Genomic DNA, 14,436 nt, shown 5'->3' with positions numbered 1-14,436 from the left:
ATTTGTAGTATGATTGCTATGTATTTATTATTTATTAGTGGCGCAGAAATTTTCTTCATTATGTTTATCGTGGTGATGGTGTTCGGTGCCGACAAAATTCCTGATATTGCCAAGGGCTTGGGGAAAGGTATGCGTCAACTTAAGGATGCTACCGAAGACATTAAACAAGAAATTCAAAAGAGCGCTGACAAGCAGGGTATCGATACTAGTTTCGTAACCGATATTAAAAAAGATATCGACGATATGAAAAGTGATATTGGATCTGGCTTAGGAAGTGATGTTAAGAAGCAAATTAGCGATGTTAGTACAAAAATCAATGATGTAACGGGCAGTATCAAGAGAAAGTAACCCATTATGTTAGATAAGATTTTACAATGGGATCGAGATACCTTTATCTATTTAAACAGTCTTGGTATTGAGCAATATGATGCTTTTTGGTCTACGGTAACCAAATTTCCACCATGGATTCCGCTTTTTGCCCTTATCATCTTTCTTTTCTTTTTTAAGTTTCTGAAGCGTGAGGCAATAACCATGATCTTGACCATTTTGATTATGGCAGCTTTTGTAGCTACCATTACCGATTTGACCAAGCACGTTGTAGCACGATTACGTCCCAATAATGATGAAGAACTGAATACGCTGATTCGAATATTACGGAGTCCGTCAGGGTTTAGTTTTTTCTCAGGTCACGCCTCATCATCTTTTTCCATAATCACCTTGACCGTACTTTTTTTAAGGCAGAAATTTAAATGGGTGTACTTATTTTATATCTGGCCACTTTTGTTTGCCATGAGTAGGGTGTACGTTGGTGTACATTTCCCAATTGATTTAATGGTGGGGGCATTGGTTGGTATACTATCGGCTTGGTTATTCTATAGATTATACGGGTTGCTTATTTTACCCTACTTAGGGTCAGTCCGTCACGAATAGGAAGTAATACTGTTTCTAAAAGCGGATGCTCACTAAGTTTCTTGTTATAATCTAGCAATACTTTGGTAGTTACATCTTTTGGGTTTAAAGGTTCTACCACCTTTCCGGACCATAGTACATTATCAGAAAGTATTACCGATCCAGATTTGGTTTTGGGCAGAACAGCTTCCAAATATTTATCATACTGCTTTTTTTCAGCGTCGATAAAAATAAGGTCAAAAGTCATATCCATTTTAGGGATAATATCCAAGGCGTTGCCCACATGTTGTATGATTTGAGAACCATAATCGCTTCGGTCAAAAAAGGAACGTTGTATTTGTTCTAATTCTGCATTTACATCTATAGTATGTAGTTGTCCGTTTTTCTGTAATCCTTCCGCAAGGCATAAAGCAGAATAACCGGTATAGGTGCCAATCTCAAGAATATAGGTAGGATTCATCAATTTAGAAAGTAAACTTAACACACGACCTTGAAAATGGCCGGTAAGCATACGTGGCTGAATTACTTTTAAATGAGTTTCACGGGTAAGTTCCTGTAATAATGAAGGTTCTGCCTGTGTATTATCGGCTAAATAACTTTCTAAAATAGGTGATAAAAAATGCATGGGTTTCTTTTTGCAAAAATAGCGTTTTAAGCCTTAATTTAATGGGCTGAAAATAGGAGAGTGATGAATAATGAAATTACGATAAGAGAAGCTGTACAAAGTGATGTGCCTGTATTGTTACAATATGAACAAGGGGTAGTGAAGGCAGAACGCCCAATGGACCCGACTATTAGGGATGGCGAAGTTACTTATTATGACTTAGAGGCGCTTATGGAAAACCCGAGGGCCACGGTCATGGTTGCTTGTGATGGGAAAAAAATTGTAGCTACCGGCTATGCCTTGGAGAAACCAGCAAGATCTTATTTAGATCATGAGACCTTTGCCTATTTGGGTTTTATGTATACCGATCCGGAATATAGAGGTAAGGGAATAAACGGTAAAATAGTAAATGCTTTACAAGAATGGTCTACAAATGCCGGACTAACCGAAATAAGGTTACATGTGTATTGTGAAAACGAACCAGCAATAAGAGCTTACGAAAAAAAAGGGTTTAAGAGACATATGATTGAAATGCGACTAAGAACAGAATCGTAGTTACCCTATTATTGAATTGAGCTTATCTAATTATAGGCTTATGCTTACTTTTATATAAAATTAGCTATGGAATTTAAAAATACGTTGGCTTTTGCACGATCATTAGATGCAAAAGACAATTTAAAAACATATAGGGACGAATTTATTTTTCCTAAAATCAACGGAGAAGAAGTCATTTATTTTACCGGAAACTCTTTAGGTCTACAACCAAAACGAACCAAGGCTTTTGTAGATGAGGTAATGAAAGATTGGGGAGAACTTGCTGTAGAAGGACATTTTTATGCAGAAAAACCATGGTGGGATTATCATGAGCGCTTAGCGGCACCTTTAGCAAAAGTGGTGGGAGCATTACCGGAGGAAGTATCGGTAATGAATACCTTGACGGTAAATCTTCATCTAATGATGGTTTCATTCTATAATCCAACAAAAAAGAGATTTAAAATTCTATGTGAAGAAAAGGCTTTTCCTAGTGATCAGTATATGTTTAAAAGTCAGGTACGTTTTCATGGTTTAGATCCAGAGGATACTATTATTGAAATAAAGAAGCGCGATGGCGAACATCACTGGAGGACAGAAGATATACTTGCAAAAATTGAGGAGTTAGGTGATGAGCTGGCACTTGTTTTAATAGGTGGGGTAAATTATTATAACGGTCAGGTGATGGATATGGAGGCCATAACCAAAGCAGGTAAAGCTGTAGGCGCTAATGTAGGTTGGGACCTTGCCCATGCCGTAGGTAATGTAGCGCTGAAACTTCATGAATGGGATGCAGATTTTGCATCGTGGTGTAGCTACAAATATATGAATAGCGGACCGGGCAACGCATCTGGAATTTTTGTCAACAAAAAACACTTGAATAAAAAGAACATTCAACGGTTTGAAGGTTGGTGGGGAACAAAAAAGGAGACTCGTTTTTTAATGAAACCAGAATTTGAACCCATGGTAAATGCCGATGCTTGGCAAATAAGTAATGTCCCTGTACTGTCTGTTGCTCCGTATTTGGCTTCGTTAACCATGTTTGAAGAAGTGGGAATGCAAAAGTTAATAGAAAAAAGAAAACTGATCGTATCTTATCTCGAATATATATTACGTGAGATTGATAAGGAGGTGGATAGCTCCTTTGAAATTATCACACCCAAAGATAGAGGGTGTCAGCTATCTGTTTTCTTACACGGACAAGGAAAACCTTTATTTAATTATTTGATGGATAAAGGTGTAGTAACAGATTGGCGAGAACCTAATGTAATTCGTTTGGCACCTGCACCATTTTATTCTACTTATGAAGATATGTACCGTTTTGGTCAAATTTTAAAAGCAGGAGTTTTAGCCAATTAAAGTGTATAGGGAATAGAATATAGAAACAAGAGGTTTTAGGTAAGAATAGAATACCTAGAAAACTTAGAATGTGTTCATAGAATTCATTTAAGGACAACCGGAAAGGAACAACTAGTAACCGCCAACCGACAACGAAAAATTAATGAAATCATTACGATTAATATTAGGGAATGCCAGATATTTTGGACCTTCTTGGGTCTTTGCCAGTATCAATATATTATTTGGTACATGGGCAATTTATATACCTACGGTAAAAGAATATTTAGAGATTAGTAAATCAGAATTGGGTATTGCTATTTTCTTTTTGGCTCTTGGTGTTTTTACAATTTTTCCATTTGCATCAACTATTATCAATAGGATAGGAGTAGGTAAATCTACATTTTACGGAGTACTGTTAAGTTGTGCAGCAGCTATGTTACCGCTTTTAGCTCCAAATTATTATTTGTTAATGGCAGCGCTGTTTCTCTTTGGTGCAGCAAACGGTATTACAGATATATCCATGAACACCCTGGTGACGGAAATAGAAAAAAAAGATAACGTAAAATTTATGGCTGCATCTCATGGTTTTTTTAGCTTAGGCGGAGTTCTGGCAGGCTTGGGCAGTTTTTTGATCGGTCCATTGTCAAATCCTGTTTTACACATGTCTATTGCTGTGGTATTGGTTTTAGTGGTCAATTTTAAATTTAGAGATCAGTATTTATCCGAAGCAGGTGAAGAAATGGAAAATGAGCCATTTAGTTTTGGTCTGCTAAAACCATTGCTATTGCTAGGTCTTATATCTTTTTTGGCAATGGGTAGTGAAGGTGCCATTGTAGATTGGAGCGGATTATATTTAAAAGAAATTACATTAGCACCAGAAGCGTTGTGGGGCTTAGGTTTTTTAGGGTTTCAAATCACCATGACCTTAGGACGTTTTTTAGGTGATGGAATTAGTGATAAAATAGGTTCGGTTAAAATAGTAGTACTAGGGGCTATTATCGCTATAATAGGTTACCTTTTGGTCCTGTCGGGAAATACTTATTTGAGTATCATTGGTTTTGCACTGAACGGTTTAGGTTTTTCCGTTATGATACCTGAAGTATTTAGAATAGGAGGTAATGTAAAGGGAGTGGATTCCTCAAAAGGGATTGCATTTATTGCAGGAACAGGGTATGCAGGTTTTTTATGCGCACCACCAATTTTAGGGTTCTTGGCAGAAAATTACAGTCTTATTGATAGTTTTATAGTATTACTCGTATGCGGATTCTTAATTCTACTTTTTACATTCTTGATAAAGCGAAAAAAAGCGTAGTAAATTTCAGCTTTTAGTATTATTTAAATTATAATTGTCTACTCTGCTAATAGAAACTTTGTTCAATGCCAAAATACCTTTGTTACTGTAAATGTTTTCGTTTACGATATTAAGTGTTGTTTAGTATGTATCCTTTTCAATTCTATAAACGATTATAAAACCTCAACTAGAAGTGTTCTGAAAATGCCCTTCTGCACTGTTCATGGAGCAATCTTTACTCGATCATCTAGATTTAGATACTTTAACGCTATCGTCCAAATATTAATTATGTTTTTAATACAATGCCTTGGGGGCTTGCTCCGTAGTTATTTTCTATTGTAGCTACCAACAAGTTCCAAAGGGGAATGGTCTTCACGATCCAAAACAGTAGCATTAGCATAGCATTGTGTTGGGTGTAATCAGAAAAATAAATAAAGTGAATAATGAGAATTGCCTGTAAGGTTAATTGGGTCTAAAGAGATAGTAGACCCGCTACCATATTATTTTACTTCAAGACCTGTAAAGTAAAGTGAGAAATCGGCGTCCGGTCTTTTGTGCATCATGCTGATGTTCAGTCCGTTTAATTCCTTATAATTTTCCCACGTTGTAGTCATGTTAGGTTCAGATTGATTTTCTTTTCTATATACCCATTCCTTAATAATAAAATCATCTCCAAAATAATAATCATATGCATCACCAGGAGTGTAACCACCGTCATTAGAATAAACCGTGGTTAATTTATGCATATTGGCTTTGCTGATTGGAGCCTCTACATTTTCTGTATGCTTGTGCGTAAAACTTTTCTGGTCCCATACCAACTGAAAAGGTGCCAGAAGCCAGAACTTATCGTTTACAAATCCACCATCGGTTGCGGTCATGGCACTATCAACCATTTTTCTGTTATAAGTGATGGTATCTTGTCTGGTCATAAAGGTTACATTGTTAGTTGTTGTTTCCCATAACCAAGTACGTTCAAAGTGCTCGTCATCTCTGTCTACGTTGAATGTAAATTTGATACTTTCTATCTCTTTCCAGTTTTCAAATCCGTTGGCATTGGCTATTTTTTCAAGAACTGTCAATTCCGTATCTTCGGTAATAGCAGCTTTATGGTTTTTTGGGTCGGTTTTACAGGCTGTAAAAACACTTGAGACAAGAATGGAAAGAAGAATAATTTTTTTCATTTTCAACAAAATTTCAAGTAAATATATCAATTACAGTACCTTTTACCTACTTTTATTTTTTGTAAATTCTATATCAGAGTGACGTTTCTTAAAAAGTTATGTTTTATAATTATTGGAAACCAATTCAACAAAAAATTGGTTTCTGATGGTGTAAATGAAAAGTATACCGATTTAGAGTTGGTAGAACGTATTGTTGCAAACAATGACTCTATGCTTTTTGGTGAGCTTTATGATCGCTACTCGAAATTAGTTTACAACAAGTGTCTGGGTTTTGCCAAGTCTAATAAAGAAGCAGAAGATTTGACCCAAGATATTTTTTTAATGCTATTTGTAAAGTTAGGTTCTTTTAAAGGTAATTCTAAATTCTCTACTTGGCTATATTCATTTACCTATAATTTCTGTGTCAATTATGTAAATAGAAATAAGGAGAGAAAAATTAATGACAATTCAGTAAAATATGACAATCAAGAAGATGTACCTGTAGACGTAACAGATAATTTACTGTTACAGATGCAGGTAGATAAACTAAAAAAAGCCTTAGAATTAATAGCACTAGAAGATAAATCAATATTACTATTAAAATACCAAGATGGGGCGTCTATAAAAGAACTTGAAGATATTTTAGATTTAAAACCGAGTGCTATAAAAATGAGGCTCAAAAGGGCAAAAGCGAAAGTAATAGAAATGTATAAAACGCTACCTTAATGCAAGATCAGGACAATAATCCGTTTAAAAATTTACAAGGGGATCTTAAAAACGTTCCTCCAGAGCTGCGTAAAAAAGTGATGGACGATGTTGCCGCTGCTAAGTTAATTTTAGAGTTGACCAATCTTTTTACGGGTAATTTTGCCGGTATTATTGAAGGCATGTTAAAAACAAATACAAAACCTAACCAGAAAAAATAGTAGAATACCAGATATGGAAACAGTAGATAAGTGGAAAGACCTAACGTTTGAATCGCTAGGTAATATATTCAAAGATATAGCAGCGGCGTTACCAGGAATATTCGGGGCTTTTGTTGTAATCATATTTGGATGGATAATTATTAAAATAACCTCTTTTATTCTTAGAAAAGTATTTAGAGTAATTAAATTGGATAGTATCTCTAAAAAAATTAACGATGCCAAACTTTTTGGAGATTCTGATATTAAAATAGACTTGCCCAAGGTTATTTTGACTTTTGTCAAGGTATTACTCTGGTTAGTGTTTATTATAGTTGCATCTGATGTTATGGGCTTGTCCATTATATCAACGGAAATAGCTAACCTATTGCGTTATCTGCCAATTTTGCTATCGGCAATGGTAATATTCATGCTAGGATTATTTTTAGCAAAAACTATAAAAGAAACTATAATTAAGGTTTTTGATTCCATTGGTCTTGGTGGAGGCAAGATTTTAGGCAATGTTTTATTTTACCTAATTATAATTTTTGTAAGCATAACAGCGTTAAATCAAGCAGGTATAGATACACAGATTATTACCAATAATTTTACCATTGTACTTGGAGCTTTTTTATTGGCAATTGCGTTGGCATTAGGTTTAGGCTCTAGAGAAATTGTAGGCGATTTATTAAGAACGTTCTATTCCAGAAAAATCTACGAAGTAGGGGATAAGGTTAAAATAGGAGATTTACAAGGAACTGTAGTTGGTATAGATAATATCTCTATGGTTTTAAAGACCAAAAGCGGTAAGGTCATCTTACCTATTAAGAAAGTTGTGGAAAAAACTGTGCTAGTAGAAGAGCGGTCACTACCCGAAGATAAATAATAAAGGCGAATTTAAATGTGTAAAAGAATACAGGGCAATAAGGGTAATGATTGTCACATCTGTTTATGAATTAATTCATTAATTTTGTTAGAGATAAATAAACTTAAAATATGAGTGCTAAAAAAGGAAAAATTCAGGAAGCCATAGATGAAAAAATGCTGGAGGAAAGAAAAGTCTTTCTATGGGGTATGGTTGATGACGATTCTGCAAAACATGTAATTGACAGGTTGTTATATCTAGATATGCAGAGCGATAAAGAAATTCAATTATATATTAATAGTCCTGGAGGGTATGTTACTTCTGGTTTTGCCATGTATGACACTATCAAATCATTAAAAAGTCCGGTTTCTACAATTTGTACCGGTTTGGCCGCATCAATGGGGTCTATTTTATTATCGGTAGGTAAGAAAGGTAGAAGATTTATTCAGCCACATGCTCAGGTTATGATTCATCAGCCTAGTGGAGGGGCAAGGGGTCAAGCTTCTAACATAGAAATACAGGCAAGAGAAATTATTAAGACCAAAGAATTGAGTGCGCAGATATTAGCGGATAATTGTGGTCAGGATTTTGAAAAGGTATTAAAAGATTTTGATAGGGATTATTGGATGAATGCCGAAGAATCTATTAAGTACGGTATCGTTGATGGTATTTTGGAATAAATTAGTGTAAGTGTTATAAATTCAAAAGTCCTTTACCTATCTGGTAAAGGACTTTTTTATGGTTGATTGTTGGTTATTTTGATGCAATAATACCCTTTTTTATTTGCAAAATAGGGAATTCAGTTCTTCTATTCAATTCTAATTCTTCTGGCGAGCAGTTTTGTTTACCGGTACAATGGTTAATAGGAATTCTTTTTCCAAAACCTTTGTAAGAAACGATTCTATCTTCTGAAACTCCGTTATTTATAAGATATTCATAAGTAGATTTTGCCCTTTTTTCAGAAAGGTTGTCATTATAAGCATGGCTACCTACAGGATCGGTGTGGGCTTCTAGCTTAATAATCATATCTGGGTAGGTATTGTTCATTACTCGTATTACCTTGTTCAGCTCAGCAGCGGCATCTGGTCGAATATCACTTTTGTTAAAATCGAAGTATATTTTGTTAAGTCCTGCTAACAATTTTAAATCATGCACCGGTTCAAGAACAATATCTTGTCTCATTATTTTTTGAGCCTTTGGGGTAGATGTGGTATTAAAGTACACGTTTTTATGAGGATGGGTCTTTCTTACCGCTTCGATCATATAATTTGTGTTCCTATTCACCGGAAACCTATAATATCCATTTTGGTCAGTAGTAGTTTGCGCCACTAATGTATTGGTAATTTGATCAAATAGTTTAACCTGAATTTGGTAAAATGAACATAATCAGTAGTTAAGGTGATTTTATGACATTGAAATTACTGTTAATTTTAAAAATTGTTGATATAAAAAAGGACTTAAATAACAACTGCCTTTCCTTTCTTTGAAAAATGTTTTGAAATTAGGTGTTTGCACAGGTTTTGCTATTACAATACTATTTTAAAGTAATTTTTTAAATATGATGCGCTATTGCTTAACTCTTAATAAATGTCTAAATTTTCAATAATATCACGGGCTTTTTTTTGTATTTCATAAACTTGATTTTTATCCATTTTATCTAAAAGAGCCATCATCATATTCATCCGTTGATTGTCTTTAAAGTGTTCTCTTTTTTCTGATAAAAAATTCCAATATAATGAGTTGAAGGGGCAAGCTTTTTCACCTATTTTTTTAGTAGGACTGTAATAACATTTACCACAATAATTACTCATTTTATTAATATAGTTGGCGCTACTTACATAAGGTTTAGTGGCTACAATACCACCATCTGCAAATTGGCTCATGCCTCTAGTATTGGTAATTTCAACCCATTCAATGGCATCAATATAAACGCCTAAGTACCATTGATCTACTTCATTTGGATCAATTTGCGTTAGCAAAGCAAAATTGCCAATAATCATAAGACGTTGAATATGATGAGCGTAAGAGGTATCTAAACTTTGCCCAATAGCCTTATTTAGGCAGTTCATTTTTGTATTACCTGTCCAAAAGAATTCTGGTAATTTGTTTTTATTTTCTAAGATGTTTAGTTTTTTATATGCGGGCATTTCTTTCCAGTAAATACCTCTCATGTACTCTCTCCATCCCAAAATTTGACGAACAAAACCTTCTACTTGAGAAACATTTATGTCGTTAGATTTGTCGTAAAAATGGTCTAAAACAGTATGAATAACTTCTTTAGGTGATAGTATTTTGGCATTCATGGCGAAAGATAATCTAGAATGAAAAAGAAACTTCTCGTCATCATGCATCGCATCTTGGTAATCGCCAAAATGGGGTAGTAGCTGTTCACAGAAATAGTCTAATGTATTTAGGCATTCCACTCTTGTTACCGGCCATGTAAATTTTGTGTCATCTATATTGCCAAACGTTTGCACATTTTCATCATGCAATAGTTGAACGATGTCATTTACATTTTTAGGGAATTCTTTTTCTTTTGGAACCGGGGTTTTACCCTTCCATTTATTTCTATTGCTTTGATCGTAATTCCATTTTCCACCTTCAGGTTGGTCATTGGTTACCATGATGCCATGCTTTTTACGCATCATTCTATAAAAGTTTTCCATGACCATTTGCTTTTTACCTTTATAGAAATCCTTCAACTCTAATCGTGTGGTGTAAAAATGTTCTGTATCATGGCTATCAGTAGTTATATTTAAAGAATTACAAATTTGTTCTAGCTGCTGGTCAAGTCTAAATTCGTCCGGTAACAGATACTCAAATTTGGTGGCATTTGTTTCTTGTATCGTTTTTGAGATAATTTCCGCCAACTGTTGGGGATTGTTTTTATCATTTAATTTGTAATAAATGAAATGATGCCCTTTTTTGGAAAGATCTTCTTTGAAATTTCGCATGGCTAAAAAGAAGGCAACCACTTTTTGAATGTGATGTTTTACATAATCTGTTTCTTGTCTCATTTCTGCCATGACGTAGGTGATATCATCATTTACGTCATTGAACCATGAGTGATTTTGATTTAATTGGTCACCTAAAATTAAGCGTACTGTTTTCATTTTCATGTTTGTTATTTGGTGTTCAGGCTAGAACAAGGACTCTTGTAACCACAAGCGTTGATATTTACCTGCAGCGTCATACCTTTCCGCTTGAGCTTTACTATTAAATTTTCTGTTTCTAGGGTCGTTACCTACTCCGCTTATGTACATCCAATTTCCCCAATTGCTGTGAACATCAAAATCTATTAGCATACTTTCAAAATAAGCTGCCCCAATGCGCCAGTCTTGTTCTAATTCTTTAGACCAGTAACTAGCTACATTTTGTCTGCCTCTGTTACTCATCCATCCAGTTTTGGATAGTTCTTTCATGTTGGCATTTACAAAAGGTTCTTTAGTTGAACCGTTGATCCAATTTTGTTTATATATTTTAATGGTTTTAGGATTGTACGTACTATTTAATATTCCCCCTAATCTAAAGATCATATCTTGGTATTTTAGGGAAACGTATTTAAAATAATCCCTCCAAATCAATTCAAAAATTAGCCAATAGGTATCTTGATTTTTGACGATTTCTTTTTCAAATTTTTTTACTTCCCAGTAAATGGTTCTTGGTGATATACTGCCATTTGCTAGCCATGCAGATAGTTTAGAGCTATAGTCTGTACCAATTAATCCGTTTCTGGTTTTCTTGTAAAAACCTAGTTTTTTGGTATCCCAAAAGTAGCTCTGAATTCGTTTTAATGCCTCTAATTCCCCGCCTTTAAAGGGAAATGCCGTATTTGTGTGTGTAGAGAAATTTGCTAAACCTAAATCACCTAGTGTAGGGATTTTAGTTTCTGTTGCCTTAAAATTGGTGCTAGGCATTTGGGTTGGGATTGTTGTGATAGGTCTGACCTTGGCATTAGCTTCGCACTTTTTTCTAAAGTTTGTAAAAACATCTGGAATAGTATTAAAATCATCATAAGGAATATCATCTGGATGAAATAAAAATTGGTCATATACTTCATGAAAATTAATAGTGTGATCTACGTTGTTCTTTACATTATTTAGTAAAACCTGTTCATCTCTAGTCCATTCTTTTTGCAAGAAAATAGTATCGATATTATGTTCTTGAATTAAATTGGGTAAGTAATCTGCCGAATTACCCTGATAAACAAATAGCGGAATATTGAGTTTCTCAAGTTCTTGTTTTAGTTGTTGTACGGTTTCAATTAAAAACTGTGCTCTATACTTTTCAGTTCTTTTAAATCCGAATGCATCTATCTCAAAAAATAAAGATTCAAAACAGTAGAATCCCATAACATTAGACCCTTTCATTGCCTCGACTATAGATGAGTTGTCTTGTATTCGTAAATCGTTTCTAAACCAAATTAGATTATTCATGAATTTCCTTTTTCAATGTATTGCGTCTGCATTTTTCTCCGCAGTATTTTACATTATCCCAATTGCTTTCCCATTTTTTGCGCCATGAAAATGGTTTCTTGCAGGTGGCACAAATTTTAGATGCAAGATGTACTTTTTTATGCGCCATAGTTAGATAGGTTTAGTAGGTGTATTTGGCTCGGCATAAGCAAAACGTGCTAAAAGTTGTGGTAAGGCATAAGCGTCTAAACCGTTAATGGCAACCGTTTCTGCTTTATGGAGAGAAAGCCATCCGTCTTCTTGAATAATATGCTCTGGCAAGTACAAATGTTCAATGGCGCCAATAATTAAAAGGCAACCATTTTCTTTAATCTCATATTCGTTAACATAGCTACAACCTATTTTAATAGCGCTTTCTTGCACATACGGAGCTTGAAAATTATTAAGATAAGTCTCGGTCAAATTGGTTTTTGAAAACTCGGATATATTTTCAAGGTAACTAGCGGCCGTATGGTGCGCATCCTCTATTATGGTTGCGTTTACTTGGTTAACAGTGAAAAAACCTGTCTCTTTAAAATTGGCATACGTGTTTCTTTTAACGGTAAGTGGTCTTAAAATAAAACCTAGCATTGGTGGAGAACTACCAATATGCATAACAGAACTGAATATCGCCAAATTGCTAATACCAGAACTAGATTTTGAACCTATGAGGTTAGCAGATTTAAAGCCGGTACAACTATTGATTAAATGCGCTTTAAACCGGCTAGGCAGGCTACTTAAATCTTGTTTAGTGAAATACTTCAAGTTATTTATATTTTTGTTTAATAAAAATACGTAAAAATTAAACAAAAATAAAATACAAGAGACAAAATGATTTATTTAGTTTATGTAAGTATTACCAGAAATTAGGGTATAATTCCCTATTTTTAACATTGAATTAATGTTGGCTTAAAGCCGTATACATGACCCAAGAAAAAAAGAATATTGCCATTATAGGCTCAGGCTTGGTAGGATCCTTGCTTGCCATTTACCTGAAAAGGTACGGACATCAAATTACGGTATTCGATCGCCGACCAGATATAAGAAATATAGAATTTTCTGGTAGATCCATAAATCTTGCCATGAGCAATAGAGGCTGGAACGCATTGAAGGCGGTTGGCATAGAAGAGGAAATAAAGGAAATTGCCATACCCTTGGATAAAAGGGCGATGCACGTCATTGGAAAGGAACAATATTTTCAGAAGTATGGTAAAGATGGTGAAGCTATTTGGTCTATATCGCGAGGTGTACTTAATAGACGCATGATTGACCTTGCCGAAAAGAACGGAGTAGATTTTCGTTTTGAGGAAAAAGTATGGGATATTGATTTACCCGAAGCAAAGGTTTATACGGGTGAGAGTGAAAAAGGGGAGTGGATAGAGTACCCATTTGATTTGGTATTTGGTTGCGACGGTGCATTTTCAAGGGTACGTCATAAAATGCAAAGGCGCAGCAGATTTGATTATTCACAGAATTTTATTGATGTAGGTTACAAAGAATTGACCATACCTGCAAATGCAGATGGTTCGCATAAATTAGATAAAAATTCATTTCATATTTGGCCACGCGGTAAGTTTATGTTTATAGCCATGCCAAATTTAGATGGCAGTTTCACCTGTACTTTATTTATGCCATTTGAAGGCGAGGTTTCTTTTGATAGTCTTAAAACTAAAAAAGAAGCAGTACAATTTTTCAATACATATTTTCCGAATGTAAAAGATGAAATAGAAAATTTAACCGAAGACTTTTTTAAAAACCCTACTAGTGCAATGGTAACCATGAAATGTTACCCATGGACCTATTGGGACAAAGTAGCTCTTGTAGGTGACTCTGCACATGCTGTAGTGCCTTTCTATGGACAAGGTATGAATGCCGGGTTCGAAGATATCTTTGTGCTAGATCAAATTATACAAGAGTTAGGGAATGATTGGCAGCGTATTTTTGAAACCTATCAAGAGAAACGCAAGCCTAATGCTGATGCTATAGCAGAATTAAGTTATCGTAATTTTGTAGAAATGAGTAGCAAAACTGCCGATACCAATTTTTTATTACAAAAGAAAATTGAAAAACATTTTGCAGCCAAGCATCCAGAGAAATGGGTGCCAGCCTACAGTAGGGTAACGTTTTCAGATAGATCTTACGCGGAAGCACTTGCAGAAGGTGATGCCCAAGAAGAAATAATGAAAGAAGTTATGAAAACATCTAATATCTCTGAAAAATGGGATAGTGAAGAAATTGAAAAACTGATGCTTCAACTTATAGGGTAGCTCCAATTTTAATATTAGAATGAGTCGTCCTAAAATAGGTTGACAGTTTTTAAATTATTAATATTAAACCAGAGAAGCTAGCTTCTCTGGTTTTTTGTTATGTATAAAGTTAGGT

At 34.7% G+C, this 14,436-nt stretch carries 17 protein-coding genes; 10 read left to right on the top strand and 7 right to left on the bottom strand.

The annotated features are described in order from the left end of the window. Positions 1 to 9 precede the first annotated feature (9 nt). Entirely contained in the window at positions 10 to 348 is a 339-nt protein-coding gene (locus BW936_RS18565; protein ID WP_076551233.1) for a Sec-independent protein translocase subunit TatA/TatB, read from the top strand. Positions 349 to 354: 6 nt separating this feature from the next. After that, a complete protein-coding gene (locus tag BW936_RS18560; protein ID WP_076551230.1) occupies positions 355 to 930 on the top strand; it encodes a phosphatase PAP2 family protein in 576 nt (191 codons plus the stop codon). On the opposite strand, the gene BW936_RS18555 is transcribed toward BW936_RS18560, so the two are convergent. Continuing rightward, positions 893 to 1,534 (bottom strand): O-methyltransferase, encoded by a 642-nt coding sequence (locus BW936_RS18555; RefSeq protein ID WP_076551227.1) that lies wholly within the window; start codon positions 1,532 to 1,534, stop codon positions 893 to 895. The genes BW936_RS18560 and BW936_RS18555 overlap by 38 nt on opposite strands. Before the next feature lie 63 nt (positions 1,535 to 1,597). Between BW936_RS18555 and BW936_RS18550 the strand changes: the two genes are divergently transcribed. From BW936_RS18550 to BW936_RS18540, 3 genes are all read left to right on the top strand, one after another. Next, positions 1,598 to 2,068, top strand: a complete 471-nt coding sequence (locus BW936_RS18550; protein WP_076551225.1) for a GNAT family N-acetyltransferase — start codon at positions 1,598 to 1,600, stop codon at positions 2,066 to 2,068. A gap of 66 nt (positions 2,069 to 2,134) precedes the next feature. Continuing rightward, complete coding sequence (gene kynU, locus BW936_RS18545) at positions 2,135 to 3,403, top strand: kynureninase (protein WP_076551223.1); 1,269 nt, start codon at positions 2,135 to 2,137, stop codon at positions 3,401 to 3,403. A 142-nt stretch (positions 3,404 to 3,545) separates the two neighbouring features. Continuing rightward, a complete protein-coding gene (locus BW936_RS18540; protein WP_076551221.1) occupies positions 3,546 to 4,694 on the top strand; it encodes an MFS transporter in 1,149 nt (382 codons plus the stop codon). Positions 4,695 to 5,173: 479 nt separating this feature from the next. Here BW936_RS18540 and BW936_RS18535 read toward each other — a convergent pair whose 3' ends face one another. Further along, on the bottom strand, positions 5,174 to 5,854 hold the full coding sequence (locus BW936_RS18535) for a hypothetical protein (protein WP_076551219.1): 681 nt from the start codon (positions 5,852 to 5,854) through the stop codon (positions 5,174 to 5,176). Positions 5,855 to 5,932: 78 nt separating this feature from the next. On the opposite strand from BW936_RS18535, the gene BW936_RS18530 reads away from it, so the two are divergent. The 4 genes from BW936_RS18530 to BW936_RS18515 all read left to right on the top strand — a co-directional run bounded on the left by BW936_RS18530 (position 5,933) and on the right by BW936_RS18515 (position 8,280). After that, positions 5,933 to 6,559, top strand: a complete 627-nt coding sequence (locus BW936_RS18530) for an RNA polymerase sigma factor (RefSeq protein ID WP_244156276.1) — start codon at positions 5,933 to 5,935, stop codon at positions 6,557 to 6,559. Further along, a complete protein-coding gene (locus BW936_RS18525) occupies positions 6,559 to 6,759 on the top strand; it encodes a hypothetical protein (protein ID WP_076551216.1) in 201 nt (66 codons plus the stop codon). The genes BW936_RS18530 and BW936_RS18525 overlap by 1 nt, the downstream gene beginning before the upstream one ends. A gap of 13 nt (positions 6,760 to 6,772) precedes the next feature. Beyond that, positions 6,773 to 7,621: a mechanosensitive ion channel family protein gene (locus BW936_RS18520; protein ID WP_076551215.1), complete on the top strand. Its 849-nt coding sequence runs from the start codon at positions 6,773 to 6,775 to the stop codon at positions 7,619 to 7,621. 110 nt (positions 7,622 to 7,731) lie between these two features. Continuing rightward, complete coding sequence (locus tag BW936_RS18515; RefSeq protein WP_076551214.1) at positions 7,732 to 8,280, top strand: ClpP family protease; 549 nt, start codon at positions 7,732 to 7,734, stop codon at positions 8,278 to 8,280. Between the two features lie 73 nt (positions 8,281 to 8,353). Here the strand turns inward: BW936_RS18515 and BW936_RS18510 are convergent, their stop codons facing one another. The 5 genes from BW936_RS18510 to BW936_RS18490 form a co-directional block, all read right to left on the bottom strand. Beyond that, positions 8,354 to 8,863 carry an OmpA family protein gene (locus BW936_RS18510; RefSeq protein ID WP_143744224.1) on the bottom strand — a complete coding sequence of 170 codons (510 nt, stop codon included), beginning with the start codon at positions 8,861 to 8,863 and terminating at the stop codon, positions 8,354 to 8,356. Positions 8,864 to 9,180: 317 nt separating this feature from the next. Continuing rightward, positions 9,181 to 10,713, bottom strand: coding sequence for a cryptochrome/photolyase family protein (locus BW936_RS18505; RefSeq protein ID WP_208611144.1), 1,533 nt, complete (start codon positions 10,711 to 10,713; stop codon positions 9,181 to 9,183). 27 nt (positions 10,714 to 10,740) lie between these two features. Further along, the gene (locus BW936_RS18500) at positions 10,741 to 12,036 is read right to left on the bottom strand and encodes a DASH family cryptochrome (protein WP_076551205.1); all 1,296 of its coding nucleotides are present in this window, start codon (positions 12,034 to 12,036) and stop codon (positions 10,741 to 10,743) included. Continuing rightward, positions 12,029 to 12,184, bottom strand: a complete 156-nt coding sequence (locus BW936_RS18495) for a DUF2256 domain-containing protein (RefSeq protein ID WP_076551202.1) — start codon at positions 12,182 to 12,184, stop codon at positions 12,029 to 12,031. Before BW936_RS18495 ends, BW936_RS18500 begins: the two co-directional genes overlap by 8 nt. 2 nt (positions 12,185 to 12,186) lie before the next feature. Then, entirely contained in the window at positions 12,187 to 12,819 is a 633-nt protein-coding gene (locus BW936_RS18490; RefSeq protein WP_076551348.1) for a flavin reductase family protein, read from the bottom strand. Positions 12,820 to 12,977: 158 nt separating this feature from the next. Between BW936_RS18490 and BW936_RS18485 the strand changes: the two genes are divergently transcribed. After that, a complete protein-coding gene (locus BW936_RS18485; RefSeq protein WP_076551200.1) occupies positions 12,978 to 14,321 on the top strand; it encodes an FAD-dependent oxidoreductase in 1,344 nt (447 codons plus the stop codon). Positions 14,322 to 14,436: the final 115 nt, after the last annotated feature.

Source organism: Maribacter ulvicola, from assembly GCF_900155985.1.
GTDB lineage: Bacteria > Bacteroidota > Bacteroidia > Flavobacteriales > Flavobacteriaceae > Maribacter > Maribacter ulvicola.
Note: the sequence above shows the minus strand (reverse complement) of the source record. Positions and strands in the feature narration are given on the sequence as shown.

Coding starts and splice junctions, on each gene's coding strand:
- BW936_RS18565 (WP_076551233.1), top strand. CDS start 10: ATGATTGCTATGTATTTATTATTTATTAGTGGCGCAGAAATTTTCTTC.
- BW936_RS18560 (WP_076551230.1), top strand. CDS start 355: ATGTTAGATAAGATTTTACAATGGGATCGAGATACCTTTATCTATTTA.
- BW936_RS18555 (WP_076551227.1), bottom strand. CDS start 1,534: ATGCATTTTTTATCACCTATTTTAGAAAGTTATTTAGCCGATAATACA.
- BW936_RS18550 (WP_076551225.1), top strand. CDS start 1,598: ATGAATAATGAAATTACGATAAGAGAAGCTGTACAAAGTGATGTGCCT.
- kynU (WP_076551223.1), top strand. CDS start 2,135: ATGGAATTTAAAAATACGTTGGCTTTTGCACGATCATTAGATGCAAAA.
- BW936_RS18540 (WP_076551221.1), top strand. CDS start 3,546: ATGAAATCATTACGATTAATATTAGGGAATGCCAGATATTTTGGACCT.
- BW936_RS18535 (WP_076551219.1), bottom strand. CDS start 5,854: ATGAAAAAAATTATTCTTCTTTCCATTCTTGTCTCAAGTGTTTTTACA.
- BW936_RS18525 (WP_076551216.1), top strand. CDS start 6,559: ATGCAAGATCAGGACAATAATCCGTTTAAAAATTTACAAGGGGATCTT.
- BW936_RS18520 (WP_076551215.1), top strand. CDS start 6,773: ATGGAAACAGTAGATAAGTGGAAAGACCTAACGTTTGAATCGCTAGGT.
- BW936_RS18515 (WP_076551214.1), top strand. CDS start 7,732: ATGAGTGCTAAAAAAGGAAAAATTCAGGAAGCCATAGATGAAAAAATG.
- BW936_RS18510 (WP_143744224.1), bottom strand. CDS start 8,863: ATGATCGAAGCGGTAAGAAAGACCCATCCTCATAAAAACGTGTACTTT.
- BW936_RS18505 (WP_208611144.1), bottom strand. CDS start 10,713: ATGAAAACAGTACGCTTAATTTTAGGTGACCAATTAAATCAAAATCAC.
- BW936_RS18500 (WP_076551205.1), bottom strand. CDS start 12,036: ATGAATAATCTAATTTGGTTTAGAAACGATTTACGAATACAAGACAAC.
- BW936_RS18495 (WP_076551202.1), bottom strand. CDS start 12,184: ATGGCGCATAAAAAAGTACATCTTGCATCTAAAATTTGTGCCACCTGC.
- BW936_RS18485 (WP_076551200.1), top strand. CDS start 12,978: ATGACCCAAGAAAAAAAGAATATTGCCATTATAGGCTCAGGCTTGGTA.